General features: G+C 64.3%; 24 protein-coding genes. 8 read left to right on the plus strand and 16 right to left on the minus strand.

The features are described 5' to 3' along the window. Positions 1-103: 103 nt before the first annotated feature. Genes dut through ubiE form a run of 4 tightly spaced genes read right to left on the minus strand, consistent with a single transcriptional unit; the run spans position 104 to position 4,410 of the window. Positions 104-562, minus strand: coding sequence for a dUTP diphosphatase (gene dut / locus IVA88_RS05195; RefSeq protein ID WP_247496199.1), 459 nt, complete (start codon positions 560-562; stop codon positions 104-106). Continuing rightward, positions 559-2,022: a bifunctional phosphopantothenoylcysteine decarboxylase/phosphopantothenate--cysteine ligase CoaBC gene (gene coaBC, locus IVA88_RS05200; RefSeq protein ID WP_247496200.1), complete on the minus strand. Its 1,464-nt coding sequence runs from the start codon at positions 2,020-2,022 to the stop codon at positions 559-561. Before coaBC ends, dut begins: the two co-directional genes overlap by 4 nt. 55 nt (positions 2,023-2,077) lie before the next feature. Continuing rightward, positions 2,078-3,652, minus strand: coding sequence for a 2-polyprenylphenol 6-hydroxylase (gene ubiB / locus IVA88_RS05205; protein WP_247496201.1), 1,575 nt, complete (start codon positions 3,650-3,652; stop codon positions 2,078-2,080). Beyond that, the gene (ubiE, locus tag IVA88_RS05210; protein WP_247496202.1) at positions 3,649-4,410 is read right to left on the minus strand and encodes a bifunctional demethylmenaquinone methyltransferase/2-methoxy-6-polyprenyl-1,4-benzoquinol methylase UbiE; all 762 of its coding nucleotides are present in this window, start codon (positions 4,408-4,410) and stop codon (positions 3,649-3,651) included. Before ubiE ends, ubiB begins: the two co-directional genes overlap by 4 nt. Before the next feature lie 81 nt (positions 4,411-4,491). Between ubiE and mutM the strand changes: the two genes are divergently transcribed. Further along, positions 4,492-5,373, plus strand: coding sequence for a bifunctional DNA-formamidopyrimidine glycosylase/DNA-(apurinic or apyrimidinic site) lyase (gene mutM / locus IVA88_RS05215; protein WP_247496203.1), 882 nt, complete (start codon positions 4,492-4,494; stop codon positions 5,371-5,373). 217 nt (positions 5,374-5,590) lie between these two features. On the opposite strand, the gene IVA88_RS05220 is transcribed toward mutM, so the two are convergent. Then, positions 5,591-6,334, minus strand: a complete 744-nt coding sequence (locus IVA88_RS05220; RefSeq protein ID WP_247496204.1) for a ParA family protein — start codon at positions 6,332-6,334, stop codon at positions 5,591-5,593. 269 nt (positions 6,335-6,603) lie between these two features. Then, positions 6,604-7,962 carry a serine protease gene (locus IVA88_RS05225; protein ID WP_247496205.1) on the minus strand — a complete coding sequence of 453 codons (1,359 nt, stop codon included), beginning with the start codon at positions 7,960-7,962 and terminating at the stop codon, positions 6,604-6,606. Between the two features lie 165 nt (positions 7,963-8,127). Between IVA88_RS05225 and moeB the strand changes: the two genes are divergently transcribed. Further along, positions 8,128-8,931 carry a molybdopterin-synthase adenylyltransferase MoeB gene (gene moeB / locus IVA88_RS05230; RefSeq protein ID WP_247496281.1) on the plus strand — a complete coding sequence of 268 codons (804 nt, stop codon included), beginning with the start codon at positions 8,128-8,130 and terminating at the stop codon, positions 8,929-8,931. 9 nt (positions 8,932-8,940) lie between these two features. On the opposite strand, the gene IVA88_RS05235 is transcribed toward moeB, so the two are convergent. After that, on the minus strand, positions 8,941-9,948 hold the full coding sequence (locus tag IVA88_RS05235) for an aldo/keto reductase (RefSeq protein ID WP_247496206.1): 1,008 nt from the start codon (positions 9,946-9,948) through the stop codon (positions 8,941-8,943). A 113-nt stretch (positions 9,949-10,061) separates the two neighbouring features. Here IVA88_RS05235 and IVA88_RS05240 point away from each other — a divergent pair, with 113 nt between their 5' ends. Further along, on the plus strand, positions 10,062-10,973 hold the full coding sequence (locus IVA88_RS05240) for a LysR family transcriptional regulator (protein WP_247496207.1): 912 nt from the start codon (positions 10,062-10,064) through the stop codon (positions 10,971-10,973). Positions 10,974-11,112: 139 nt separating this feature from the next. Here IVA88_RS05240 and IVA88_RS05245 read toward each other — a convergent pair whose 3' ends face one another. Further along, complete coding sequence (locus tag IVA88_RS05245) at positions 11,113-12,114, minus strand: D-glycerate dehydrogenase (protein WP_247496208.1); 1,002 nt, start codon at positions 12,112-12,114, stop codon at positions 11,113-11,115. Between the two features lie 326 nt (positions 12,115-12,440). On the opposite strand from IVA88_RS05245, the gene IVA88_RS05250 reads away from it, so the two are divergent. Next, positions 12,441-12,971 carry an SH3 domain-containing protein gene (locus IVA88_RS05250; RefSeq protein ID WP_247496209.1) on the plus strand — a complete coding sequence of 177 codons (531 nt, stop codon included), beginning with the start codon at positions 12,441-12,443 and terminating at the stop codon, positions 12,969-12,971. A gap of 138 nt (positions 12,972-13,109) precedes the next feature. Here the strand turns inward: IVA88_RS05250 and irrA are convergent, their stop codons facing one another. Then, entirely contained in the window at positions 13,110-13,601 is a 492-nt protein-coding gene (irrA, locus tag IVA88_RS05255) for an iron response transcriptional regulator IrrA (protein WP_247496210.1), read from the minus strand. Between the two features lie 354 nt (positions 13,602-13,955). Between irrA and fabA the strand changes: the two genes are divergently transcribed. From fabA to fabI, 3 genes are all read left to right on the plus strand, one after another. Then, positions 13,956-14,477 (plus strand): bifunctional 3-hydroxydecanoyl-ACP dehydratase/trans-2-decenoyl-ACP isomerase, encoded by a 522-nt coding sequence (gene fabA / locus IVA88_RS05260; protein ID WP_007603915.1) that lies wholly within the window; start codon positions 13,956-13,958, stop codon positions 14,475-14,477. Between the two features lie 39 nt (positions 14,478-14,516). After that, positions 14,517-15,740, plus strand: a complete 1,224-nt coding sequence (gene fabB, locus IVA88_RS05265; RefSeq protein ID WP_247496211.1) for a beta-ketoacyl-ACP synthase I — start codon at positions 14,517-14,519, stop codon at positions 15,738-15,740. Between the two features lie 147 nt (positions 15,741-15,887). Continuing rightward, positions 15,888-16,688 (plus strand): enoyl-ACP reductase FabI, encoded by an 801-nt coding sequence (gene fabI, locus IVA88_RS05270; protein WP_247496282.1) that lies wholly within the window; start codon positions 15,888-15,890, stop codon positions 16,686-16,688. Between the two features lie 53 nt (positions 16,689-16,741). Here fabI and IVA88_RS05275 read toward each other — a convergent pair whose 3' ends face one another. From IVA88_RS05275 to IVA88_RS05285, 3 genes are all read right to left on the minus strand, one after another. After that, positions 16,742-17,338 (minus strand): glutathione S-transferase family protein, encoded by a 597-nt coding sequence (locus tag IVA88_RS05275; RefSeq protein WP_247496212.1) that lies wholly within the window; start codon positions 17,336-17,338, stop codon positions 16,742-16,744. Between the two features lie 210 nt (positions 17,339-17,548). Continuing rightward, a complete protein-coding gene (locus IVA88_RS05280; RefSeq protein WP_247496213.1) occupies positions 17,549-18,004 on the minus strand; it encodes a GNAT family N-acetyltransferase in 456 nt (151 codons plus the stop codon). 7 nt (positions 18,005-18,011) lie between these two features. After that, complete coding sequence (locus IVA88_RS05285; protein ID WP_247496214.1) at positions 18,012-18,938, minus strand: hydrogen peroxide-inducible genes activator; 927 nt, start codon at positions 18,936-18,938, stop codon at positions 18,012-18,014. Positions 18,939-19,052: 114 nt separating this feature from the next. Between IVA88_RS05285 and katG the strand changes: the two genes are divergently transcribed. Next, positions 19,053-21,221, plus strand: coding sequence for a catalase/peroxidase HPI (gene katG, locus IVA88_RS05290; RefSeq protein WP_247496215.1), 2,169 nt, complete (start codon positions 19,053-19,055; stop codon positions 21,219-21,221). Positions 21,222-21,460: 239 nt separating this feature from the next. Here the strand turns inward: katG and pnp are convergent, their stop codons facing one another. The 4 genes from pnp to rbfA form a co-directional block, all read right to left on the minus strand. After that, the gene (pnp, locus tag IVA88_RS05295) at positions 21,461-23,614 is read right to left on the minus strand and encodes a polyribonucleotide nucleotidyltransferase (RefSeq protein WP_247496217.1); all 2,154 of its coding nucleotides are present in this window, start codon (positions 23,612-23,614) and stop codon (positions 21,461-21,463) included. A 376-nt stretch (positions 23,615-23,990) separates the two neighbouring features. Further along, positions 23,991-24,260: a 30S ribosomal protein S15 gene (gene rpsO, locus IVA88_RS05300; RefSeq protein WP_007598346.1), complete on the minus strand. Its 270-nt coding sequence runs from the start codon at positions 24,258-24,260 to the stop codon at positions 23,991-23,993. A 2-nt stretch (positions 24,261-24,262) separates the two neighbouring features. Next, positions 24,263-25,381 carry a tRNA pseudouridine(55) synthase TruB gene (truB, locus tag IVA88_RS05305; RefSeq protein ID WP_247496218.1) on the minus strand — a complete coding sequence of 373 codons (1,119 nt, stop codon included), beginning with the start codon at positions 25,379-25,381 and terminating at the stop codon, positions 24,263-24,265. After that, positions 25,378-25,809, minus strand: a complete 432-nt coding sequence (gene rbfA, locus IVA88_RS05310) for a 30S ribosome-binding factor RbfA (RefSeq protein WP_247496219.1) — start codon at positions 25,807-25,809, stop codon at positions 25,378-25,380. Before rbfA ends, truB begins: the two co-directional genes overlap by 4 nt. Between the last annotated feature and the right edge of the window lie 134 nt (positions 25,810-25,943).

The raw sequence follows: 25,943 nt of genomic DNA on the forward strand, positions 1-25,943 counted from the left end.
CCGCCGGTAAGAGTCCAGATCGTGAACGCAAAGGCGGCCCCAAAAAAATGCCGGCCGCGGTGTTCCAATGTTCCTCGGGTGATTCGGCTGTATGTGCCGTGCGTTAGCGGCCGGTCGAGCCGAATCCGCCGGCGCCGCGGTCGGTCGGCGATAATGTGGCAACCGGAACCAGCGCGGCCTGCACCATTGGCGCGATCACCATCTGCGCGATGCGCTCGCCGCGCTTGATCACGAAGGCGGTCTGGCCGTGATTGATCAGGATCACCTTGATCTCGCCCCGATAGTCCGCGTCGATCGTGCCCGGTGAGTTCAGCACGGTGACGCCGTGCTTGGCCGCAAGCCCCGAACGCGGCCGCACCTGCGCCTCGTGCCCGGGCGGCAACGCGATCGCGAGGCCCGTCGGCACCAGCGCGTAGCGGCCGGGCGCGAGCGTCAGCGGCTCGTTCTCGGCCACCGCCGCCATCAGATCGAGACCGGCGGCCTCGGTTGTCTGGTAGGCGGGCAGGGGCAGCCCCTCCCCATGGGGCAGCCGTTGCAGTTCGACCGTGACTTTCGTGTTCAAGATGCGGGCTCCAGGAATTTGCCGCTCACGCTCTTTGATATACGAGCGACCAGTTCAATGGCGACCTGTTCCTTGGTCATTACCGGCCAGGAATCAACTGCGATCTCGCCATCCTTGTCGCCGTTCCTTTCGCGATTGTTGCGGCTGATGAGGTGCACCGTGTTGCGGTCCCCGCCCATCACGCCGGTGGCGGGGGAGACGTCGTTGGCAACGATCCAGTCGCAACCCTTGCGCGCAAGCTTCGACTTGGCGTTGTCGATGAGATGCTCGGTCTCGGCGGCAAAGCCGATCACCAGTGGCGGACGTTTGTCGGACAGCTTGGCGATCGTCGCGAGGATATCGGGGTTCTCGACCAGCTGCAGCGGCGGCATGCCGGCCGAGGTCTTCTTCAGCTTCTGCTCGCCTTCATTGGCGACCCGCCAGTCGGCGACGGCGGCGGCGAAGATCGCGATGTCAGCGGGAAGCGCGGCCTGCACCTGCTCCAGCATCTGCCGTGCCGATTCCACATGCTTCACCGTCACGTCCGGGGGATCGCTGAGATCGACCGGGCCGCTGACCAGGATCACTTCGGCGCCTGCGGCCTGTGCGGCGGCAGCGATCGCAAAGCCCTGCTTGCCGGAGGACCGGTTGGCGATGTAGCGCACCGGATCAATCGGCTCGTGGGTCGGACCTGCGGTGATCAGCACGCGTTTGCCGGCGAGTGGGCGCGGCACCGGCGGCCGCAGCAGGCGCTCGGCGGCGGTCGCAATTTCGATTGCCTCGGACATGCGGCCGATGCCGGCCTCACCTGCTTCGGCCATCTCGCCGGAATTCGGCCCGATCAGCATCACGCCATCGCGCTGAAGCTGCGCGACATTGCGCCGCGTGGCCGCGTTGTTCCACATCAGCGGATTCATCGCCGGCGCGAGCAGGATCTTGCGGTTGGTCGCGAGCAGGACGGCGCTGGCGAGATCGTCGGCGTGGCCATTGGCCATCTTGGCCATCAAATCGGCGGTGGCAGGCGCCACCACGATCAGGTCGCACTCGCGCGCGAGGCGGATATGGCCGGCGTCGAACTCGCTCTGGGGATCGAACAGGTCGGTGTACACGCGCTCATGCGAGAGCGCGCTCACGGCCAGCGGCGTGACGAATTGCTGCGCCGCCTTGGTCAGCACGCAGCGCACCTCGATCCGCCGCTCCTTGAGCCTCCGGATCAGGTCGAGCGATTTGTAGGCCGCGATTCCGCCGCCGATGATCAGGGTGATGCTGGCCTCGGGCGGAGCGCCGCTGCGTTGGGGCATGGGGGTGGTGGAGGGTGCTGGAGGCGCCGTGAACGGCGTCAGCGGCTCCTCGCGACCCTCGATCAGCTCTCCGAGGATGACCCGGACCTCTTCCTCGACCGACCTGCGGTTCTTGGCCGAGCGCAGCCTGAGGTAAGTTTTGATGCCTTCGTCGAGCTTGCGAATGGTCAGGCTCGCCATGGCGCCCTCCAGTACGAATGATAGCGATGCTATCATTCGTGTGATTGCACTGCAATCAAAGATTCCGGACGGCGATCAGGATGCCGATGAAGGTCGCGGCGATGATCCAGAGCGCCACGGTGCGCCCACGGGTCTTGCGGCCCTCGCTGCGGCCCATCGCCGCGATGCTCTCCGGCGACAGCCGGATGCCCTCCCGGGTCATCGTCTCCAGCTGTTCGAGCACAGCAACCGAGCGCGCGGCGATGTCAGGCAGACGCATCAGGATGCGCGCGAGATCGCCGGTGCCAGAGATCGCGCCCTGGACCCGGCCGATCGGACCGAGGTTGCGCTCGATCCATTCCCGCACCACGGGGTCGGCGACCTTCCAGATATCGAGCCTGGGGTCGAAGCCGCGTGCCACGCCCTCGACCACCACCATGGTCTTCTGGAGCAGGATCAGCTCGGGCCGCGTGGTCATGTCGAAAAGGCCGGTGACCTCGAGCAGCAGCGTCAGCAGCCGCGCCATCGAGATCTCTTCCGCCGTGCGGTTGTGAATGGGCTCGCCGATGGCGCGGATCGCTTGCGCGAAGTTCTCGACCGAGTGATGCGCGGGCACATAGCCTGCCTCGAAATGCACTTCCGCGACACGGCGATAGTCGCGAGTGATGAAGCCGAGCAGGATTTCGGCGAGGAAGCGCCGCTCCTTCATGCCGAGCCGGCCCATGATGCCGAAATCGACCGCGACAAGGCGGCCCGCGTCATCCAGGAACAGATTGCCCGGATGCATGTCGGCGTGGAAGAAGCCGTCGCGTAGCGCGTGGCGCAGGAAGCTCTGGATCACCTTGCGGCCGAGATCAGGCAGGTCGACCTGCGACTCAGCCAGGCGCTTGTGATCGTTCAGCGCGATACCGTCGATCCACTCCATCGTCAGCACGTTGTGCGTGGTGCGGTCCCAGTCGACGGTCGGTACGCGGAAATCAGGATCGTCGCGCGTGTTCTCCGCCATCTCCGACAGCGCAGCGGCCTCGAGCCGCAGGTCCATCTCCATCGCGACCGAGCGCGACATGGTGTTGATGACCTCGATGAGGCGCAGGCGCCGCGCCTCGGACGAATAGGATTCGGCCTTGTATGCGACGAAGAAGAAGTCGGAGAGGTCGCGGCGGAAGCGTGCGGCCACGTTGGGTCGCAGCACTTTCACGGCGACAGCCTTGGGGATTCCGTCGCGTAAGACTTCGCCACGATGCACCTGTGCGATCGAGGCTGCTGCGACCGGCGCACTGAGGCTCACAAACACATCGGTCAGCGGCCGTTCCAGCGAGGTCGCGATCGCAGCTTCCGCCTCGGCTTGCGAGAACGGCGGCAGGCGGTCCTGGAGGCTTTCGAGGTCCCGCGCCATGATGACGCCGACGACGTCGGGGCGGGTCGCCAGAAATTGCCCAAGCTTGAGATAGGCCGGGCCCATCCGGGTCAGCGCACGCGACAGCCGCGGCCCGTGCTTCGGACCGCGCCGTTCGATGATGCGCGCAAGCTTCAGCGCGAGCTGTCCGGGCGGCGGCACCAGACTCGGATCGACGGCGCCGAACACGCCCTCGCGCGCAAAGACGAACGCGGCGCGGATCAGGCGCGCGATGTGGGTGACGGCAGAAATCACAAACGCCAGCCCGAATGCAGTGCGACGATGCCGCCGGACAACATCTGCCAGTTGACGCGGGCGAAGCCGGCGTCGCGGATCATGTCGGCGAAGGCGTTGGGTCTTGGGAACTTGCGGATCGATTCGACCAGATATTGGTAGGACTCGGCGTCACCCGTGATCATGCGGCCGAGCGGCGGGATCACCTTGAACGAGAACAGGTCATAAAGGCGATCGAGCCCGGGCATTTCGACGGTGGAAAATTCCAGGCAAAGGAAGCGGCTGCCTGGCTTGAGCACCCGATAGGCCTCGGCCAGCGCGAGATCGATCCGCGGCACGTTGCGAATGCCGAAAGCGATCGTATATGCGTCGAAGCTGCGGTCGGCGAAGGCGAGCGCTTCGGCATTGCCTTCGACGAAATCGACTTTGGTCTCGAGCTGCCGCTTTGCGGCACGCTCGCGGCCGACCGCCAGCATCTGGGTGTTGATGTCGCAGACGGTGGCATGGAAGCCCGCGCCTGCCGCCTTGGCGGCGCGGAACGAGATATCGCCGGTGCCGCCGGCAACGTCGAGCAGCGCGAACGGCCGGTCGCTCTTGGGCGGGTTGAGCGCGTTCATCATGATGTCCTTCCAGACCCGGTGCAGGCCACCGGACATCAAATCGTTCATCAAATCATAGCGCGACGCCACGCTGTGAAACACATCGTTCACCAACGTCTGCTTGTCGCCCAGGGGGACGTCCCTGAAGCCAAAATGCGTGGTTTCGCCCGGCCGATCCATTACTCTACTCCAAGAGGCGGACCATAGCGGGCCCGCCGCAATGGCGCTATCACACCGCCCTCATAAGGTGAATGCCTGACCATGCCCGAATTGCCCGAAGTCGAGACCGTCCGCCGCGGCCTCCAGCCCGTCATGGAGGGTGCAAAAATCCTGGTCGCGGAAGCCCGCAGGCCCGATTTGCGCTTTCCCTTCCAGCCGGATTTCGTGGCCCGGCTGAAGGGGCAGGTCGTCACGGGGCTTGGGCGCCGTGCAAAATATCTCATGGCTGATCTCGCCTCCGGCGACGTGCTGTTGATGCATCTGGGCATGTCGGGCTCGTTTCGCGTCATCAAGCGGGACAACGAGGCGGTGCCCGGCGAGTTTCACTATCCGCGCGCCAAGGACTCCACGCACGACCACGTGCTGTTTCGGATGTCCTCCGGCGCCGACATCGTCTTCAACGATCCGCGTCGTTTCGGTTACATGAAAGTGATCGCGCGCAGTGCGCTCGACGAGGAGCCGCTGCTGCGTGGGCTCGGCCCGGAGCCGCTAGGCAACGAATTTGACGCCGCAATGCTGGCGCGGTCCTGCGCCGGCAAGACCACGAGCCTGAAAGCCGCGCTGCTCGATCAGCGCGTGGTCGCCGGGCTCGGCAATATCTATGTCTGCGAAGCCCTGCATCGCTCGCATCTGTCGCCGCGCCGGATCGCGGCGACGTTGTCAACGAAGAAGAGCGAGCCGACCGATCATGCGAAAAGACTGGTCGGGGCGATCCACACCGTGCTGAATGACGCCATCAAGGCCGGCGGCTCCAGCTTGCGGGACCATCGCCAGACCTCGGGCGAGCTCGGCTATTTCCAGCACTCGTTCAAAGTCTACGACCGCGAAGGCGAGACCTGCAAGACGCCGCGCTGCGGCGGCATCGTGAAGCGCTTTACCCAGAACGGCCGGTCGACCTTCTGGTGTCCGAAATGTCAGAAGTGAGCGTCATTGCGAGGAGCCCTTGCGACGAAGCAATCCAGAATTCCTCCGCGGAAAGATTCTGGATTTGCTTCGCTACGCTCGTAATGACGGCGGGGATAGCGCGTTCGCAAAAAAAACGCGAAGCGAAGCAATCCGGCCGGGCTGGTGGCCGGATTGCTTCGTCGCTGGGCCCTTCCGGATGGTGAAGGGCCGGCTGGCGTCTGAGCGATTGCCCCGCTCAGGACGCCAGTGTCGTGGTCTCGTCGGGCGCAAGCTCGGTGGCAACGTGCAGCATGCCGTCCGCGGCCGGGATGACCTGGTCGATCATGACATTGGCCGTGGCGGCAAGTTCGAGCCTGGTCTCGATCCAACGCCAGAGGCTGCGGATCTCGTCGGTCGACTTGCCGTTCGGCGCGAATTCGCTCACCGCGAGGCCGCTGGCGAGCGAGTCCTGGTGGTCATTGCGCATCACGATCAGGGGACGCGCGAGGACTTCGCTGAGATCGAGCGCGGCTTCCTCGACGAGCGTGTTGGCTGCGTTGTCGATGCGCTGGCCGCGGATCGGGGTCTGGTTCAGCACGAAGCTGTAAGGCCGCTTCCAGGCGCGCGCGACGCTCAGCGTCGAGGCGGTCGCCTCGATGTCGGCGACGTTCGGGCGCGCGGGGATCAGGCAGAGGTCGGAATGGCGGATCGCAGCCGTGGTCGCGGCGCTGAGGCCGGCCGCGGTATCGACGATCGCAAGCTGGAGGCCACTGTCGGCCAGCATCTTCAGGCGCGGCTCGATGTCGGCGGCGTGATAGATCGGCTCGACGACGAGATCGTCGGTAGCGCGGCGGCGCTGCCAATTGGACAATGTGCCCTGCGGGTCGGTTTCGATCAGGCGGATGGTGAAGCCGGCCTGCTTGGCTGCGAGCGCGAGGCCGATGGCGAGCGTGCTCTTGCCGCTGCCACCCTTTTGGGTGGCCAGTACGATCGTGTGCATTGAAGATCAATCCTTTGGAGTGCTTGGGTCAGGGAAACGCCACGCGAACGTGCATCGATCTCGATGCTGAGCTCTTCTCGCTCAGGACGTGCCGGCCCGATCCAAAGGGGATCGCGGAGGTCCGAATCAGCAGTCACGATGATGGCGGAATCGGGAATGCCAGCGAATCCGTACCATTACCGGACCCGTAGTGGTACGTGTGATGGCGCTCGCCGCTGAGTTGATCTCGCGCCCCGGACGACACGGGAGAGAGTGATCGCCGCGCGGACCTACTTCCGCACGCAGATCACGCGCACGACAGCCGCCCTGGCATCCGTCGACGTGCCGTTCGCGGTGACGGCGTTCGCCTTCAGGAAATCATGTACGGTTTCCGCGGAGACCATCACCGCCTGCGACGCCGGCACCGATGTTGCGGGGCCCGCAACCATCGTCGGCTTCAACAGCGCGATGCCGGCGAACTTGCCGTCGCCATCGATGGCGGCACCGCCGGAAAATCCGACCGCCGGCGGCGGTGTTAGCGCGGAATCGCCGCCACCGACGGATGCCAACGCGGCCCTGAGGCTCGACGCACCGGCCGCTCCGCCCTGGCTCTGCGGATCCGCGATACCGATGACATCGATACTCGTCTTCGCCGCGCCGGCGGCGAGGCTGAACGGCTTCAGGCCGCGAGCGCCGTAGATGTGCAGCAGCGCGAGATCATGTTCCTTGTCCTCGGCGAGTCGGTCGGCGCTGCCGTATCCGGCGATCGTGATCGCGAGGCAGGAATCGGTGATGAGGCGGTCGGTGACGATCGCACCATCGTCGCTGACAACGAGGCCGGTGCCATATTCGACGGTCTTGCGCGGCGGCGGCCCGGCCTGTGGTCCCGACGGGAATGCATTGAACGCGCTCGACATCGCGATCACGACCGGCTCGACCGTGTTCTCGGTCGCCTGATCGTAGAGAATCGTCATGATGCGGACCTCGTCGCCCCTGGAGGTGCCGCGCAAATAGAATTTCTTCAGGCCCTGCAAACCCGACAGCACGAAGAAGTCGGGCTTCACCACGGTGTAGTCGATCTTGCGACCCGGCTCCTTCTTCTCCGCTTCGGCAAGCTTGGCTGTGGTCGGGTTCGCCTCCTTGCGGCGACTCAGCAGCACCTGCACCGTGCCGGTCGGCGAGGTCCATTTCGAGCCGTTGCCGTCGGTCGCCTGCTGTGGCACCAATTTTGAGGGAATGCCGAGCCGCGCGCCGCTGGTCATCTCCGTCACGATCTTCCAGCCGACGCTCTCCTGCTTCCGCCGCGCGGTCTCGGCGAGCGCGGCGCGTTCCTGCGGATTGAGCACGCCGGTCGGCTTGCCGCCCTTCAGCTTCTGGTATTCCTTGATCGCATCGACCATGCGCGCGCTGACGTCGCCGGTGATGGCGCCGTTATACTGGCCGACCCAGGCGAGGTCGGACTGCAGCAACAGCCGCTCCGCCTGCGCCATGGCATCAGCCGTCGCGGCTGGCGTCTGCAGGGCGGGAGGCCGGATCGGAACGGTCTGCACCGGCTTTGGCTTGGTGCCGGGGATCTGCGGCGTCGTCATCTGGGCGTTCGCGCCTGTCGCAGCCGCAAACATCAGTGTTGCCGCAAGCATCGATCTCATGACAAATCCAGCCAGCCCATTGAACGCGATGCCATTGAAGCACATCTCGTTGGTCGCGAACAATGTTGGGGTGGTTCAGAGTGGCAGGAGAGGTCTAGCTCCTCATCCTGAGGAGACGGCGCTTCGCGCCTCCTCACCATGAGGGGAGGATCTGGAAGGACGATGATGCTGAGCCCGGACGAACTCGAACGTTATGCCCGTCATATTGTGCTGCGCGATGTCGGTGGCCCCGGCCAGGCTGCGCTGAAGCGGGCCTCCGTGCTGGTGATCGGCGCCGGCGGCCTCGGTGCGCCAGCCTTGATGTATCTGGCGGCCGCCGGTGTCGGTACGCTTGGCGTGGTCGATGACGATGTGGTGTCGCTATCGAACCTCCAGCGCCAGGTCATTCACACCACGCCCGATATCGGCCGGCACAAGGTCGAGAGCGCGGCCGAACGGATTTCGGCGCTCAATCCGCATGTCCGCTTCGTTGGCCATGCCACTTGGCTCAACGCCGACAACGCACTCAACCTGATCGGCGACTACGATCTCGTGCTCGACGGCTCCGACAATTTCTCGACGCGTTATCTGGCCTCGGATGCCTGCTTCTTCGCCAAGCGGCCGCTGATCACGGCCGCGCTCGGCACCTTCGACGGCTCGCTCACCACCATCCGCGCGCATGAGAAGAACGAGCAGGGCGAATTCAATCCGACTTATCGCTGCCTGTTTCCGGAGGCGCCGCCGCCCGGGACCGTGCCGGCGTGTGCGGAAGCCGGCGTCATGGGCGCGCTTGCGGGCGTGATGGGCTCGATGATGGCACTGGAGGCGATCCGGGAGATCGTCGGCTTTGGCGACGGCTTGGTTGGCCGTCTCCTGATGATCGATGCGCGCGCGATGCGCTTCGAGACGTTGCGCTATGCGCGCGATCCGGCCAATCCGCTCAACGGCGATGGGCCGGTCATGACTGACCTGAGTGCCCATCGCACCTGATTGCCGCGGTTACGCCGTAGCCGCTTTCTCGCTGTCGAGATGCGCCATCTGCTCGGCCGCGTAACGCGTGCCGGCGGCGACATCGGGCGGGAAGGCCTTTGCCAGCACCGCGAGATGAGCCGGCGTCAGCGTGACCTTGGCCGCACCAAGTGCCTCGCTGAGGCGGTTGCGGGTGCGGGCGCCGACCAGCGGCACGATCTCCTTGCCCTGCGCCGCCACCCAGGCGATCGCGACCTGCGCCGGCGTGGCGCCGATCTCGGCGGCGATCGCACGGAGGGATTCCACCAGCGCGAGATTGGCATCGAGGTTCGCGCCCTGGAAACGGGGCGTCATCAGCCGGTAGTCTCTGCCGGCTTTGCCGCTGTCCTTCGTCCAATGGCCACTGATCAGTCCGCGCGCGAGCACGCCGTAAGCCGTGATGCCGATGCCGAGCTCGCGGCAGGTCTTGAGGATATCGCGCTCGATGCCGCGCTCGATCAGCGAATATTCGATCTGGAGATCGACGATCGGATGCACGGCATGGGCGCGGCGGATGGTGTCGGAGCCGACCTCGGACAGGCCGATATGCCTGATGTAGCCGGCCTTCACGAGATCGGCGAGGCCGCCGATGGTCTCCTCGATGGGCACATTCGGATCGAGCCGCGCCGGGCGATAGATGTCGATATAGTCGGTGCCGAGGCGTTGCAGTGAATAGGCGAGGAAGTTTTTGGTCGCGGCCGGCCTCGTGTCCATTCCCGCGAATTCGCCGGCGGGACCACGCAGCGCGCCGAACTTCACGCTGATCTGGAGTTTTTCGCGTGAGACATCCTTCAGCGCCTCGCGAACCAGCATCTCGTTGTGACCCATCGCGTAGAAATCACCGGTGTCGAGCAGCGTGATGCCGGCGTCGAGCGCCGCGTGGATGGTGGTGATGCTCTCGCCGCGATCGGCGGGGCCATAGACTTCGGACATGCCCATGCAGCCGAGGCCGAGGGCGGAGACGGTGGGGCCGGTTGAACCGAGTTTGCGCTGTTCCATGATGGCTCTCCTCGAAAGGCGGCTGACTGCCGCGTGACAAGGCCAGATATGCTCCTGCTCGATTGCGCCGATAAGATAGACAATCGAGAATAGCTTGTTCACAATGGCGAACAATGGTTGAGCCTGATCTGCGCGATCTCGATGTCTTCGTGGCGGTCGCCCGCACCCGCAATTTCCGGCGTGCCGCGATCGAAATGCGTGTGTCCGTGTCGAGCCTTAGCCAACGTCTGCGAGACCTGGAGGAGCGCCTCGGCGTCCGTCTGATGAACCGCACCACCCGCAGCGTCGCCCTGACCGAGGCAGGCGAACTGCTGCTGTCGCGTGTGGCGCCGGCGCTGCGCGATGTCGGCGATGCGCTCGATCAGGTGCGGGGCCTGCGGGAGGTCGCCTCGGGCCGCCTGCGCATCAACGCGCCGCCGCCCGCGGTCGATCTCGTGCTGGCGCCGATGGCCGGGCCGTTTCTCGCAGCGTATCCGCAGGTCGATCTCGACATCGTCTCTGAGAGCGGCTTCGTCGACATCGTCAGCGCCGGCTTCGATGCCGGTGTGCGCTATGGCGAGCATCTCGCGCAGGACATGGTGGCGATCCCGCTGAGTGGCCCGCAGCGCTATGTCGTCGTCGCATCGCCTGCCTACCTCGCGCGCCGCGGCAGGCCGAACCATCCGAAGGATCTGCTCGAGCATGATTGCATCCGCGCCCGCTATTCGAGCGGCGTCATGCACGATCTGGAATTCGAGAAAGCCGGCCAGGTCGTGAAGGTCGATCCGCCCGCAAAGCTGATCTCGACGAATATGACCTTGGCCATGCAGGCCGCGCTCGACGGCGCCGGCATCTGGGCAACGATCGATGGCTATGTCGACGAAGCCCTGAAGTCCGGCGCCCTGATCAGCCTGATGGAAGATTGGTGCGAGCCGTTCCCGGGCCCGTTCCTGTATTATCCGAGCCGGCGGCAAACGCCGCCCGCGCTGCGCGCCTTCATCGATTTCGTCGCCGACTGGCGGAAGCGCGAAACGCGCAGATCCTAGATCCTCATGGTGGGGAGGCGCGAAGCGCCGTCTCGAATCATGCAAGGTCCGGCTCTCGCCCGCGGCCATCCTTCGAACGACCGCTGTGCGGTCTCCTCAGGATGAGGGGACGAGTTCGTGGCGCGGGGAGATTAGAGACTCAGAGCATGCTCGGCAGCACGCGATCCGGCGGCTTGTGCGCGTCGAGGAAGGTGCGGATGTTGATGATCACCTTCTCGCCCATCTCGACGCGGCCCTCGATCGTGGCCGAGCCCATATGCGGCAGCAGCGTCACCTTGCCGGCCTTGGCGAGCCGCACCAGCTTCGGGTTCACCGCGGGCTCGTGCTCGTAGACGTCGAGGCCGGCGCCGCCGATCTCGCCGCCTTCGATCAGCTTGATCAGCGTGTCCTCGTCGGTGACCCCGCCGCGCGCGGTGTTGACGATGTAGGCGTCCTTGCGGATCAGCTTCAGCCGGCGCGCCGAGAGCAGATGATAGGTCGCCGGCGTGTGCGGACAGTTCACGGAGATGATGTCCATCCGCGCCAGCATCTGGTCGAGGCTTTCCCAATAGGTCGCGCCCAGCTCTTCGGCGATCTTCGGCGCCACGGGCCGGCGGTTGTGATAGTGGATCTGCAGGCCGAAGGCGCGGGCGCGGCGCGCGACCGCCTGGCCGATGCGGCCCATGCCGATGATGCCGAGGCGCTTTCCCCCGATGCGATGACCGAGCATCCAGGTCGGCGACCAGCCGGGCCAGGGTTTTCCTTCCGTCAGGATCGAGGCGCCTTCGATCATGCGCCGCGGCACGGCGAGGATCAGCGCCATGGTCATGTCGGCGGTGTCTTCGGTCAGAACTTTTGGCGTGTTGGTGACGGTGATGCCGCGGGCGTGCGCGGCCTCGACATCGATGTTGTCGACGCCGTTGCCGAAATTCGCGATCAGTTTCAGCTTGCAGTCGGGCTGGTTGACGATGTCGGCGGAGATGTGATCGGTCACGGTCGGAACCAGCACGTCGGCGGTGCGCGCGGCTTCCGCGATCTGCTCGGCCGACATCGGCGTGTCGTCGAGATTGATCCGCGCGTCGAACAGCTCGCGCATCCGGGTCTCGATCGAGTCCGGAAGCTTGCGCGTCACCACGACGAGGGGCTTTTTCTTCACCGACATGTCCTGCCCTCATGAGGCGTTGCAAGCCGCCTCTGTCGCCAAAGGCCGGCCGTTGAGGCCTCATTAACCCGGTTGTTCGACACTGCCCTTGCCGTGTCGTCCCCGGCGTTTCCTTCAAGCTCTCCCGACATTTCCGGCCGGAAAATCGGGACAAACCGGTTGTTCAGATGTCCGTCCTCTCTAGCAGAAGGCCGGGCCAAGACAAGAACCACGGGCAAAGGGGCCGGGAACACCCGCCTGGGGCGGGTCAGGGGCGACAGCGGCATGGTTTTGGAATTTTGGGGTCAGGGCCCGGCTTGGCCGGACCTTCGACAGGAGACGGGTTGATGGCGTTGGGGCGTTTTTGTTCGGTGATGGCGCTCGTTTGCACCTGGTTGAGCGCTTCGGTCAGCCCCGGGTATTCGGCAAAGGACAGCACACCCCAGACTGCCTCGGGCCTCCCGGTGCCGCGCTACGTCAGCCTCAAATCGGATCACGTCAACGTCCGCGCCGGCCCGACCAAGGACAATGACGTCGCCTGGGTCTACACCCGCTCCGGCCTGCCGGTCGAAATCACCGCCGAGTTCGAGAACTGGCGCCGGGTGCGCGATTCCGAGGGCGCCGAGGGCTGGGTCTATCACTCGCTGCTGTCGGGCCGCCGTACCGCCGTCGTCACCATGAAGCACAAGGACGATCTCGCACCGATCTACGACCGCGCCGATCCCGACAGCGCAGTTGCAGCCAGGCTCCAGGCCGGCGTCGTCACGCAGGTGAAGAAGTGCACCGCAAACTGGTGTCACGTCGTCGGCAACGGCTTTGACGGCTGGATCCAGCAAGAGCGCCTCTGGGGCGTCTACTCGGACGAGCAGGTGAACTGACATTGGGCGGGAGCGGAGCTGTTGCTCAACCGTCATGCCCGGGCTTGTCCCGGGCATCCACGTACTTTCAGACCCAAGAACGTGGATGGCCGGGACAAGCCCGGCCATGACGACTAGATCAGCAGTTTAGGATCGATCTCAGCGCTTCTTGCGCAACCGCACGACCATGTCGATGCGGGCGATCTCGTAACCGGCGGGCACCTCCGGCATCTTCGACAGCGCCAGATGCGGATCCTCGATGTCGACCAGCTCATGGCTGTTCTCGAGGTAGTAGTGATGGTGGGTCGTGACGTTGGTGTCGAAATAGGTCTTGGTGCCGTCGACGCTGACCTGACGGAGCAGGCCGGCATCGGTGAGCTGGTTCAGCGTGTTGTAGACGGTCGCGAGCGAGACCGGCACCTTGGCCAGCGTCGCTTCTTCGTAGAGCATTTCAGCTGTGAGGTGACGTGCACCCTTGCCGAACAGGAGCCAGCCCAGCGCCATTCGCTGGCGCGTCGGACGAAGCCCTGCGGACTGAAGCATTTCGTTGACGTCGTGCCACGGGCAACCGGTCAAGGCCGGCTGGCGGCCCGACAGAAGGGCCGTGGAATGGACGTCGTCGTCGTGGCGGGTGGCGCTGTTTTCAGTCATTTCCAAAATCGGGCACGCGTGGACGCTATCTCTCTGCAACATATATGGAGAGATAGATGCAGATGCAAGTTTCTCGCAACTAGAGTGGTTCTAATTAGCCGGGAACCGGGCCGCCGCCCCGTCATTTTACCTTCATGAGAGCGCTTTGCTACCCGAAATGGCCTGTGTTAGAGAGCCCGCGGTTCCGCTTAACCGATTTTGACGCGGCCAAGCATTGAGGACCGCTCGCCATCCATCCGGATCCTTCGGTATTCTCGTCTTAATACAATGGCAACTGGCGTTGCTTTTCGAACAAGATGGGCCCCGTTTGCCGGAAACGCCGCCCAATCGGGGTTAGAACACAAAGGCTTCCGCATGCTGAACAGGCGCAACGGTTACGAATATGAAGATCTGCTGGCATGTGCCCGCGGCGAGATGTTCGGCCCCGGCAATGCGCAGTTGCCGCTGCCGCCGATGCTCATGTTCGACCGCATCACCGACATCAGCGAGACCGGCGGCGAATTCGGCAAGGGAGTGGTGCGCGCCGAGCTCGACGTGAAGCCCGACCTCTGGTTCTTCGGCTGCCACTTCAAGAACGATCCGGTGATGCCCGGCTGCCTCGGGCTCGATGCGCTGTGGCAAATGGTCGGCTTTTATCTGGGCTGGAGCGGCGGTGAAGGTCGCGGTCGCGCGCTTGGCCTGAACGAGCTGAAGTTCAGCGGCCAAGTGCTGCCCGAGGCCCGCAAGGTTGTGTACAACATCGATATCAAGCGCGTGATGCGTTCAAAGCTGGTGCTCGGTATCGCCGACGGATGGCTTTCGGTCGATGACCAGATTATCTATCGCGCGAAGGATCTGAAGGTCGGCCTGTTCAAGCAGGGCACGAGCCTGGGCTGAGCGCATCACCACGAAGACAACGATTGAGGCGAGGCTGTCATGAGGCGGGTTGTGGTCACCGGGATGGGCATTGTCTCTTCCATCGGAAGCAACACCCAGGAAGTGCTTGCGAGCCTTCACGAGGCGAAGTCGGGCATTTCGCGGGCTGAGAAATATGCCGAACTCGGCTTCCGTTCGCAGGTGCAGGGTGCGCCGACGCTCGATGCTTCGACGGTGGTCGACCGCCGCGCCATGCGTTTCCTCGGTCAGGGCGCGGCGTGGAATCACGTCGCGATGGAACAGGCGATCCAGGATTCCGGTCTGTCGCCTGACGAAATCTCCAACATCCGCACCGGCATCATCATGGGCTCCGGCGGCCCGTCCGCTCGCACCATCGTCGAGGCCGCCGACATCACCCGTACCAAGGGGCCGAAGCGCGTCGGACCGTTTGCAGTGCCGAAGGCGATGTCCTCCACGGCCTCCGCGACGCTTGCGACCTGGTTCAAGATCAAGGGCGTGAACTATTCAATCTCGTCGGCCTGCGCCACGTCGAACCATTGCGTGGGCAACGCCTATGAGACGATCCAGATTGGCAAGCAGGACGTCATCTTTGCCGGCGGCTGCGAGGAGCTGGACTGGTCGCTGTCGGTGCTGTTCGACGCCATGGGCGCGATGTCCTCGAAGTACAACGACACGCCCGCCACGGCCTCGCGTCCCTACGACATCAACCGCGACGGCTTCGTGATTGCCGGCGGCGCCGGCGTGCTGGTGCTGGAAGAGCTCGAGCATGCCAAGGCGCGCGGCGCGCGCATTTACGGCGAGATCGTCGGCTACGGCGCGACCTCCGACGGCTACGACATGGTCGCACCCTCCGGCGAGGGCGCCGAGCGCTGCATGCGCATGGCGATGTCGACGGTGAAGACCAAGGTCGACTACATCAATCCGCACGCGACATCGACGCCGGCCGGCGATCCGCCGGAGATCGACGCGCTCCGCAGGGTGTTCGGAAGCGGCGAGAAGTGCCCGCCGATCTCCGCGACCAAGGCGCTGACCGGTCACTCCCTGGGCGCAACTGGGGTGCAGGAAGCGATCTACTCGCTGCTGATGATGAACAACGGTTTCATCTGCGAGAGCGCACACATCCAGGAGCTCGATCCCGCGTTCGCCGACATGCCGATCGTGCGCAAGCGCATCGATAATGTCAAAATCGGTACCGTGCTGTCGAACTCCTTCGGCTTCGGCGGCACCAATGCCACGCTGGTGTTCAGCCGCCTGGATGCGTGACATCCTTGCGGACGCGCTGGTAATTTTCTCCTCATGGCCGGGCTTGTCCCGGCCATCCCCGTCTTGGCACGTCTTGGCCCCGGCTTCGAAGGGCGTGGATGCCCGGGACAAGCCCGGCCATGACGACAGCGGAAAGTGATCGAAACGATGCAGGAATTGATGAAAGGCAAGCGCGGTCTGATCATGGGCATCGCCAATGATCATTCGATCGCCTGGGGCATGGCGAAGACGCTGCATGCCCACGGCGCCGAGCTCGCCTTCACCTTCCAGGGCGAGGCGCTGGGCAAGCGCGTCAAGCCGCTGGCGGAGCAGCTTGGCGTCGACATGGTGCTGCCCTGCGACGTCGAGGATATCGCCAGCGTCGATGCCACCTTCGCTGCGCTACGCGAGAAATGGGGCCGGCTGGACTTCGTGATCCACGCGATCGGCTTCGCCGACAAGAACGAGCTCAAGGGCCGTTACGCCGACACCAGCCGCGAGAACTTTTCCCGCACCATGGTCATCTCCTGCTTCTCCTTCACGGAAGTGGCAAAGCGCGCCGCCGAGCTGATGACGGAGGGCGGCAGCATGATCACGCTGACCTTCGGCGCCTCGATGCGCGCGATGCCGAACTACAACGTGATGGGCGTGGCCAAGGCGGCGCTGGAAGCATCGGTGCGCTATCTCGCCTCCGATTTCGGGCCGCGCGGCATCCGCGTCAACGCGATCTCCGCAGGCCCCATCCGCACGCTCGCCGGCTCGGGCATCGGTGAGGCGCGCGCGATGTTCGCCTTCATGCAAAAGCATTCGCCGCTCCGCCGCGGCGTCACGCTCGACGAGCTCGGCGGCTCGGCGCTGTATCTGTTGTCGGATCTCTCCGGCGGCGTGACCGGCGAGATCCATTATGTCGATTCCGGCTACAACATCGTCCTGATGCCGAAGCCTGATGATTTGAAGACGGAAGACTGAAGTGTGGGCATGATCTTTTCGGAAAACGGCTGCACACCTTCCCGGATCATGCTCTAACCCGCCGCGATCTTCTCCGCGCGCTGGAACGCCGGCCTCGCCATGCAACGCGCGAGATAGGCGTCGAAGGCCGGCCGCGACGGCACCATCTTGAACAGGCGCACCGCAAAGTTCAGGCCTGATCCGATCGTGATGTCGGCGGCCGAAAACTCCTCGCCGAGAATCCACGGCCCTTTCGCGAGCGCGGCTTCCAGGACGTCGAACACCTGCGTCGCGCTGCCCCAGGCGGCGGTCGAGGTCGGAATCTCGATCTTGGTGAAGATCTGGATGATGGCGGGCTCAATGCAGCCCGGCGAAAAGAACAGCCATTGCAGATAGCGCGCGCGCCGCGGATCGGCCACGTTTGGCGCAAGCCTCGTCGCGGGATAGCGGTCGGCGATGTAGGCGCAGATCGCGGCCGCTTCGCCCAGCGCGGCATCGCCGTCACTGAGCGCCGGCACCTTGCCCATCGGATTGACCTTGAGGAAATCCGGCGCTTTCTGCGCACCGGTCGTAATGTCGGTCAATACGCGCTCATACGGCAGGCCACTCTCTTCCATCAGCCAGAGTGTCGTGAACGAGCGCGAGCGGGGCGACCAATAGAGCTTGATCATGGCAAGGAACCTTCCATCGGCGGGAGGTGAGCGAGGCGCATTTATCGCGGGTCTGCTTCGAAATCGCAACGCACTACGCCTAGGCGGACGCCGCGTTCCGCGAGCGGCATCTTGGTCAAATTGAATGAGTCTTGCAGACGGAGCGCGTCAGTCATCCTTGATAGCCGGGAAATCCCGATCGAGCCTGCGGACCGCCCCCGTAAGCACAATCTACGTCATCTTCTTCCACCGATAATATTTCATCACAAACCCGTTCGAGGGCTCGATCTCCTCCTTCTCGAACACAAAGCCCTCGCGCTCGTACCAGCGCCAGGCTTTTTCGTTCTCGCGGACGCAGCGCAGATACATCTCGTCCGGCATTTGCGTGCGCGTGAAGGCGAGCAATTGGCGGCCGAGCGATTGGCCCTGATAGGCGGGTGCGACGAACAGCATGTCGAGATAGAGGTTTGGGACATGCAGCGCCAGCATCGCCGCGATCGTGCCGTTGTGGTCGGCGACGAACAGGCTCCAGCCGTCCTCAGTCTCGCGCCGGATGCGTGCACGCAGGTTTGCCAGCAGGAAGTCGCTCGCCTCGCCGAGCCCGGTCGAGACCCAGCTCTCCATCCAGACGCGGCCGATCTCGTCGTATTCGTCGGCGCGAGCCGGGCGGATGATGGCATGGGACATCGGGGACTCAGGTCGGCTTGCCGCGCGCGGATGGCCGTGCGCGCACCTTGCCGGCCGACAGACACACCACCTCGGAGATCTGAAGCAGTTGGCGCGCCAGCGGGCTGGTCTTGCGCCAGACCATGCCAATGGTGCGCGACGGCTGCGGGTCGCGGAAGCGCGCAAGCGAGACCGAGGCCGATCGCGTCTCCACCGCCACCGCCATCTCCGGGATCAAGGTGACCCCGATGCCGGCGCTGACCATCTGGACCAGCGTCGACAGTGAATTGGCATCCAGCATCTCGCGTGGCGGCGCCGATTGCATGTTGCAGAACGACAGCGCCTGATCGCGGAAGCAGTGCCCCTCTTCGAGCAGCAGCAGCCGCATCTCGCGCATCATCTCCCGCGATGGGGCTGGCGTGCCCTCATCCGCGCCCGGCCGCACCAGCAGGAACTTCTCCTCGAACAGGGCGACCTCGGTGAGCGAGGGCTCGGACACCGGCAACGCAACGATGGCGGTGTCGAGCCGGCCTTCCACCAGTTCCTGGATCAGCCGTGGTGTCATCGTCTCGCGCACGCGGATGTCGAGCTCGGGATGCATGCGCGTGAGATTTTTGGTGATCGTGGGCAGCAGATAGGGCGCGATCGTCGGGATCATGCCGATGCGCAGCCGTCCGGAGAACCGGTCCTGCGAGGCGCGGGCGAAATCGCCGAGCTCGTCGACCGAGCGCAAAATATCGCGGACGCGCTGCGCGAGCTCCTCGCCGAATCGGGTCAGTGCCACCTGCCGGGCGCTGCGCTCCAGCAGCAGGCCGCCGAGCGCCTCCTCCATCTCCTTGATCTGCATCGACAAGGCCGGTTGCGAGATGGAGCAGGACTCAGCCGCGCGGCCGAAATGGCCGTGACGCGCCAAGGCGTCGAAATACCGGAGCTGGCGCAGTGTCAGATTTATCATCAGAAAAACTTATCGCAGCGATCATTAAAGTCAACTTCCCCTGATCGAACGCGAAGCTTAGAGTGCTTCTACCTGGTCAAAGGCGCGAGTTCGACGCCACCAGAGGAGGTATTCATGGACGACACTTCAAAGTGCCCGTTTTCGGGTGGAAAACGCGTGCCGGCGAACCGCGATTGGTGGCCGACCCAGCTCAGCATCGAGATGCTGCACAAGAATTCCCCCAAGTCCGACCCGATGGACAAGGACTTCGACTACGCCAAGGAATTCAAGTCGCTCGACCTGAACGCGGTCATCAAGGACTTGACCGCACTGATGGCCGAATCGCAGGAATGGTGGCCGGCCGACTTCGGTCACTATGGCGGCCTCATGATCCGCATGGCCTGGCACAGCGCGGGCACCTATCGCATCACGGACGGTCGCGGTGGCGCCGGCGCCGGTCAGCAGCGGTTTGCGCCGCTCAACAGCTGGCCCGATAACGCCAACCTCGACAAGGCGCGCCGTCTGCTGTGGCCGATCAAGCAGAAATACGGCCGCAAGATTTCCTGGGCCGATCTGATGGTGCTCGCCGGCAACGTCGCGCTGGAATCGATGGGCTTCAAGACGTTTGGCTTTGCCGGCGGCCGCGCCGACGTCTGGGAGCCGGAAGAGCTGTATTGGGGTCCGGAAGGCACGTGGCTGGGCGATGAGCGCTACAGCGGCGAACGCCAGCTCGCCGAGCCGCTCGGCGCGGTGCAGATGGGCCTCATTTATGTCAATCCGGAAGGCCCGAACGGCAAGCCGGATCCGATCGCCGCGGCCAAGGACATCCGCGAGACCTTCTTCCGCATGGCGATGAACGACGAGGAAACCGTCGCGCTGATCGCCGGCGGCCACACCTTCGGCAAGACCCATGGTGCCGGCGATCCGTCGCTGGTCGGACCGGAGCCGGAAGCGGGCGCGCTCGAGGATCAGGGCCTCGGCTGGAAGAGCAAGCACGCTTCGGGCATTGGCGGCGATTCCATCACCAGCGGTCTCGAGGTGACCTGGTCGCAGACCCCGACGAAGTGGAGCAACAACTTCTTCGAGAACCTGTTCAACTTCGAGTGGGAGCTGACCAAGAGCCCGGCCGGTGCGCAACAGTGGACTGCCAAGAACGCGGAAGCCATCATTCCCGATGCCTTCGACAAATCGAAGAAGCATCGGCCGACGATGCTGACCACCGACCTCTCGCTGCGCTTCGATCCGGCCTATGAGAAGATCTCGCGCCGCTTCCTAGAGAATCCCGATCAGTTCGCGGACGCCTTCGCCCGCGCCTGGTTCAAGCTCACCCACCGCGACATGGGTCCGGTCGTGCGCTATCTCGGCCCGCTCGTGCCGAAGGAGACGCTGATCTGGCAGGATCCCATCCCGGCCGTGAATCACGAGCTGGCTAACGAGCAGGATATCGCCTCGCTGAAGGCGAAGATCCTGGCCTCGGGTCTGTCGGTGTCTGAACTGGTCTCGACCGCCTGGGCGTCGGCCTCGACGTTCCGCGGCTCGGACAAGCGCGGCGGCGCCAACGGCGCGCGCATCCGCCTTGCTCCGCAGAAGGATTGGGAGGTGAACGAGCCGGCTCAGCTCGCGAAGGTCCTGGGCAAGCTCGAAGCGATCCAGAAGGACTTCAACGCGTCATCCGGTGCGAAGAAGGTCTCGCTGGCGGACCTCATCGTGCTCGGCGGCACCGCCGCGGTCGAGAAGGCCGCGAAGGATGCCGGCGTCGACGTGAAGGTCGGCTTCACGCCGGGCCGGATGGATGCCTCGCAGGAGCAGACTGACGCTGCTTCCTTCGCTCCGCTGGAGCCGCGGGCCGATGGCTTCCGCAACTTCATCGGCAAGCGGCATCAGTTCATGATGCCCGAGGAAGCCCTGGTCGATCGTGCGCAGCTGCTCCGGCTTACCGGCCCGGAGATGACGGTGCTCGTCGGCGGTCTTCGCGTGCTCGGCGCCAATGCGAACGGTTCGAAGAACGGCGTCCTGACCTCGAAGGTGGGAACGCTGAGCAACGACTTCTTCGTCAACCTGCTCGACATGAGCACGCAGTGGACGCCGGCCGACACTGACGGCAGCTACGAGGGCCGCGATCGCAAGACCAACGCGGTCAAGTGGACCGGCACGCGCGTCGACCTGATCTTCGGCGCGCACTCGCAGCTTCGCGCCTACGCCGAGGTCTACGCCACGTCGGATTCCAAGGAGCAGTTCGTCAAGGACTTCGCCAAGGCCTGGACCAAGGTGATGAACCTCGACCGGTTCGACCTCGCGGCCTGAGTTGTTGCACCTCTCCCGCTTGCGGGAGAGGTCGACGCGCTCCGGGCGATGCGACGCATCGTGCCGCGCGGCGGGTGAGGACTCTCTCCTCATTGGGAGTCTCTCTGTGGAAATACCCTCTCCCCAACCCTCTCCCGCAAGCGGGAGAGGGAGCGCATATCGACCGGAGCAGGCGCCAAACACCTCAAACAAAAAGGGCGGCCGCGAGGCCGCCCTTCGTGTTTCTGGCAGAGCGAGATTTACTCGCCGGCCGCCTCGCGTGCGGGCTGCTGGTTCTCGCCCTTGCCCTCGAGGTCCTCGCCGGTCTCCTGGTCGACCACCTTCATCGACAGGCGGGTCTTGCCGCGGTCGTCGAAGCCGAGCAGCTTGACCTTGACCTTGTCGCCTTCCTTGACGACGTCGGAGGTCTTCTGCACGCGCGCCGAGGCGAGCTGGCTGATGTGGACGAGACCGTCCTTGGAGCCGAAGAAGTTCACGAAAGCGCCAAACTCCATCACCTTGACGACGGTGCCGTCATAGATCTGGCCGACTTCCGGATCGGACGCGATCGACTTGATCCACTTGATCGCGGCCTTCATCGCCTCACCGTCGTTGGAAGCGACCTTCACGGTGCCGTCGTCCTCGATATTGACCTTGGCGCCGGTCTTCTCGACGATCTCACGGATCACCTTGCCGCCGGTGCCGATCACTTCGCGGATCTTGTCGGTGGCAATCTTGAAGGTCTCGATGCGCGGCGCGTATTCGCCGAGCTCGGCACGCGCATTGGTGAGCGCCTTCGACATCTCGCCGAGGATGTGGATACGCCCATCCTTGGCCTGGCCGAGCGCGACCTTCATGATCTCTTCGGTGATGCCCTCGATCTTGATGTCCATCTGGAGCGAGGTGATGCCCAGCTCGGTACCGGCGACCTTGAAGTCCATGTCGCCGAGATGGTCCTCGTCACCGAGGATGTCCGAGAGAACCGCAAAGCGCTTGTCTTCGAGGATCAGGCCCATCGCGATGCCCGCCGTCGGCCGCTTCAACGGCACGCCGGCGTCCATCAGCGCGAGCGAGGCGCCGCAGACCGATGCCATCGACGAGGAGCCGTTGGACTCGGTGATCTCCGACACCACGCGCGTGGTGTAGGGGAATTCGTGGTGCGGCGGCAGCACCGGGTGGATCGCGCGCCAGGCGAGCTTGCCGTGGCCGATCTCGCGGCGCTTGGTGCCGCCGAGACGACCGGTTTCACCGACCGAGTAGGGAGGGAAGTTGTAGTGCAGCAGGAACGTCTCTTTGTACGTTCCCGACAGCGCGTCGATGTACTGCTCGTCCTCGCCGGTGCCGAGCGTGGTCACGACCAGCGCCTGGGTCTCGCCGCGGGTGAACAGCGCCGAGCCGTGGGCGCGGGGCAGCACGCCGACTTCGGCGACGATGTTGCGCACGGTCTTGGAATCGCGTCCGTCGATGCGCTTGCCGGTGTCGAGAATGTTCCAGCGAACGATCTTGGCTTCGAGCTCCTTGAACACGCCGCCGATGCGCAGCTTGTCGTATTTCGGCTCCTGGCCTTCCGGGAAATAGTGGGCGATCACCTTTTCCTTGACCTTGCCGACCGCGGCGTAGCGATCCTGCTTGACCGGAATGGCGTAGGCGGCGCGCAGTTCCTGCTCGACCATGCCGAGCATTTCCTTTTCGAGCGCCGAATTGTCGATCGTGGTGACCTCGCGCGGCTCCTTCGCGGCCTTCTCGGCGAGCTCGATGATCGCGTTGATCACCGGCTGGAAGTGGCGGTGACCGAACATCACGGCGCCGAGCATGATCTCTTCGTTCAGCTCCTTGGCTTCCGATTCCACCATCAGCACGGCGTCGGCGGTGCCGGCGACGACGAGGTCGAGCTGGGTGTCGACCATCTCGTCGAGCGTCGGGTTGAGGATGAACTCGTCATTGGCGAAGCCGACACGCGCGGCGCCGATCGGGCCCTTGAACGGAGCACCCGACAGGGTCAGGGCAGCCGATGAGGCCACCAGCGCGACGATATCCGGATCGTTTTCCATGTCGTGCGAGAGCACGGTGACGATCACCTGGGTCTCGTTGCGCCAGCCGTCGACGAACAGCGGACGAATCGGACGGTCGATCAGGCGGGAGACCAGCGTTTCCTTCTCGGTCGGACGACCCTCGCGCTTGAAATAGCCGCCGGGAATGCGGCCGGCTGCGTAGGTCTTCTCCTGGTAGTCGACGGTCAGCGGCAGGAAGTCGACGCCTTCGCGCGGGGTCTTTGCCGCGACGACGGTGGCGAGCACCACGGTCTCGCCGTAGGTCGCGACGACGGCGCCGTCGGCCTGGCGGGCGATCTTGCCGGTCTCCAGCTTGAGAGGGCGTCCACCCCAGTCGATCTCGACTGAATGCTTATTGAACATAGAGGTCTTCTTTCATGGGTTCTCGAAAGAAGGACGCGTCGAAAAACAAAAACCATGCGCAAGATTGCGGGACGTTGATCGAAGCGGGCGATCAGCGTCCTGCGATCCTGCCATGGTTTTTGGATTTCGGATGGCGTCCATCCTTTCGGGTCATACGGGCGCCTTGCCCGTTGTGCCCAGCCGCCGGATTGCTGCTGGACTGTCAGTCGGCACGAACGCGAATACCGAAGCGCGGTGTTCGCCCATCATGCCCGGATGCTCGCCCTCAACGGCTCGCATCCGACGCGCACGCAGCCTCGACGAAAAACCTTTAAGCAAACGCTTTCGTTCGAAATCACGTGCGAAAACGCGCGCCGGTTGGCGCGCGCAAGAACTCTTAACGACGAATGTTGTGCTTTTCGAGCAGCGCCTTGTAGCGCGCCTCGTCCTTCTTCTTCACATAGTCGAGGAGCGAGCGGCGGGTCGACACCAGCTTCAAGAGGCCGCGACGCGAATGGTTGTCCTTCACGTGGGTCTTGAAATGGTTGGTGAGGTTGGCGATGCGTTCCGAAAGGATCGCGACCTGAACCTCTGGCGAGCCGGTGTCGCCGGCTTTGTTGGCATTCGTCTTGATGACTTCCGCTTTGCGTTCTGCGGCAATCGACATCGTCAATTTCTCTCGTTGCGAACGGCGCTGGCAGTCAGGCCGGTCAGGTTGAACACACGCTTGGGGATGATTTCGCCATTGCCGACTTCGGCAAGCGCGAGAAGCCGGCCTGCCACCGTGACATAGACTGTGCCGCTACAAGTGGGCGCATCCCGTCCGCGCAACAAAACGGCCTGGCCCCGATGGAGCCTTGCCGCATCAGCCCGAGTGACGGCCAGTGCCGGGATGTCGTCCAGCGCGGTCTCAACGGGCATAAGCGCGTCGGCGAGGCTGCCCTCGCCGGACGCGGCTCTATCGCACAAAGCCTCCAGCTGATCCAGCGGAATCATGTCGTTCTCGCCAAATGGGCCGACAAGGGTCCGCCGCAGCGCGCAGATATGGCCGTAAGTGCCGAGAATCCGGCCCATATCGCGGGCCAGCGCGCGGACATAGGTGCCCTTGCCGCACTCGGCCTCGAACACGGCATGGTCGCTATCTGGCTGATCAACAAGGCTTAAACGGTGAATCTCGACCGGACGGGGGGCCAATTCCACGATCTCGCCGTCGCGGGCGAGGTCGTAGGCGCGCTCGCCCTGGACCTTGATCGCGGAATAGCGCGGCGGGATCTGCTCGATCACCCCGGTGAAACGGGGCAGCAGGGCCTCGATGGCCTCCCGGGTCGGGCGCTGGTCGGAGGTTGCGGTGGCCCGGCCCTCGATGTCGTCGGTGTCGCGCTCCTCGCCCCAGCACACCGTGAACTGGTAGCGCTTGCGGCCGTCCATGACGAAGGGGACGGTCTTGGTGGCCTCGCCGAGCGCGATCGGCAGGCCGCCGGAGGCGAGCGGATCGAGCGTGCCGGCATGGCCGGCGCGCTTGGCGTTGAACAGGCGCTTGAGCACGGCAACGGCCTGCGTCGAGGTCATGCCGATCGGCTTGTCGAGCACGACCCAGCCGTGGACGTCGCGGCGGTCGCGGCGCGGCTGGTTGCCCTTCTGCTTGTTGGCGCGGGGATCGTTGTTGACGCGGCGCGGCTCCTGATGCGGCTCGGAATTGCCGCTGATGTCCGCAAAATTATTTTTCTTCACGTCGCGCTGATCGGCCTCTTCGCCGCCGATCGTGGCCTGAGCCGGGTCCATCGTCATCGTTCTTCTTCCCGATCCGAATCCGGATCCTGTTCCAGGTCCTTCTGCACCGCCGGTGTTCGCAAAAGCTTCTCGATCCGTTCCGCTTCATCGAATCGTTCGTCGACGCGGAAGCGAAGGTCAGGTGCAAATTTCAGGTTAACGCGCCGCGCGACTTCGCCGCGCAGGAATTTCTTGTTACGCTCGAGCGCAGCGATGACGACCTCGGTGTCGCGGCCACCGAGCGGCATCACATAGACTGTTGCGAGCTTCAGGTCGGGCGACATCCGTACCTCCGGCACGGTGATGATGTGACCTTCGAAGTCAGCATCATGCACGCTGCCTTGCGCCAGAATCTCGGCTATCGCATGGCGAACCTGCTCGCCGACGCGCAACTGACGTTGCGAGCCGCCGGGCGCGGAACTCTTTTTCTGATGATGGCGGGGCATGGTCTGGAAATCACCTCGTCATGCCCGCGTTTGGGGCACGGGCATTGTCATTGTCCTGTTGAAACGAAGAAGGGTGGATGGCCGGAAAAAATCCGGCCATCGCACTCCCGCAATTCAGTTCAAAAAAGATCCGG

This window comes from Bradyrhizobium sp. 149 (assembly GCF_023073915.1).
Lineage (GTDB): Bacteria > Pseudomonadota > Alphaproteobacteria > Rhizobiales > Xanthobacteraceae > Bradyrhizobium.

Bases quoted from the DNA above. Each gene is read 5' to 3' on its own strand.
- coaBC (WP_247496200.1), bottom strand. From the start codon at position 2,022: ATGGCGAGCCTGACCATTCGCAAGCTCGACGAAGGCATCAAAACTTAC.
- ubiE (WP_247496202.1), bottom strand. From the start codon at position 4,410: ATGGATCGGCCGGGCGAAACCACGCATTTTGGCTTCAGGGACGTCCCC.
- mutM (WP_247496203.1), top strand. From the start codon at position 4,492: ATGCCCGAATTGCCCGAAGTCGAGACCGTCCGCCGCGGCCTCCAGCCC.
- IVA88_RS05220 (WP_247496204.1), bottom strand. From the start codon at position 6,334: ATGCACACGATCGTACTGGCCACCCAAAAGGGTGGCAGCGGCAAGAGC.
- IVA88_RS05225 (WP_247496205.1), bottom strand. From the start codon at position 7,962: ATGAGATCGATGCTTGCGGCAACACTGATGTTTGCGGCTGCGACAGGC.
- moeB (WP_247496281.1), top strand. From the start codon at position 8,128: ATGCTGAGCCCGGACGAACTCGAACGTTATGCCCGTCATATTGTGCTG.
- IVA88_RS05235 (WP_247496206.1), bottom strand. From the start codon at position 9,948: ATGGAACAGCGCAAACTCGGTTCAACCGGCCCCACCGTCTCCGCCCTC.
- IVA88_RS05240 (WP_247496207.1), top strand. From the start codon at position 10,062: ATGGTTGAGCCTGATCTGCGCGATCTCGATGTCTTCGTGGCGGTCGCC.
- IVA88_RS05245 (WP_247496208.1), bottom strand. From the start codon at position 12,114: ATGTCGGTGAAGAAAAAGCCCCTCGTCGTGGTGACGCGCAAGCTTCCG.
- IVA88_RS05250 (WP_247496209.1), top strand. From the start codon at position 12,441: ATGGCGTTGGGGCGTTTTTGTTCGGTGATGGCGCTCGTTTGCACCTGG.
- irrA (WP_247496210.1), bottom strand. From the start codon at position 13,601: ATGACTGAAAACAGCGCCACCCGCCACGACGACGACGTCCATTCCACG.
- fabA (WP_007603915.1), top strand. From the start codon at position 13,956: ATGCTGAACAGGCGCAACGGTTACGAATATGAAGATCTGCTGGCATGT.
- fabB (WP_247496211.1), top strand. From the start codon at position 14,517: ATGAGGCGGGTTGTGGTCACCGGGATGGGCATTGTCTCTTCCATCGGA.
- fabI (WP_247496282.1), top strand. From the start codon at position 15,888: ATGCAGGAATTGATGAAAGGCAAGCGCGGTCTGATCATGGGCATCGCC.
- IVA88_RS05275 (WP_247496212.1), bottom strand. From the start codon at position 17,338: ATGATCAAGCTCTATTGGTCGCCCCGCTCGCGCTCGTTCACGACACTC.
- IVA88_RS05280 (WP_247496213.1), bottom strand. From the start codon at position 18,004: ATGTCCCATGCCATCATCCGCCCGGCTCGCGCCGACGAATACGACGAG.
- IVA88_RS05285 (WP_247496214.1), bottom strand. From the start codon at position 18,938: ATGATAAATCTGACACTGCGCCAGCTCCGGTATTTCGACGCCTTGGCG.
- katG (WP_247496215.1), top strand. From the start codon at position 19,053: ATGGACGACACTTCAAAGTGCCCGTTTTCGGGTGGAAAACGCGTGCCG.
- pnp (WP_247496217.1), bottom strand. From the start codon at position 23,614: ATGTTCAATAAGCATTCAGTCGAGATCGACTGGGGTGGACGCCCTCTC.
- rpsO (WP_007598346.1), bottom strand. From the start codon at position 24,260: ATGTCGATTGCCGCAGAACGCAAAGCGGAAGTCATCAAGACGAATGCC.
- truB (WP_247496218.1), bottom strand. From the start codon at position 25,381: ATGACGATGGACCCGGCTCAGGCCACGATCGGCGGCGAAGAGGCCGAT.
- rbfA (WP_247496219.1), bottom strand. From the start codon at position 25,809: ATGCCCCGCCATCATCAGAAAAAGAGTTCCGCGCCCGGCGGCTCGCAA.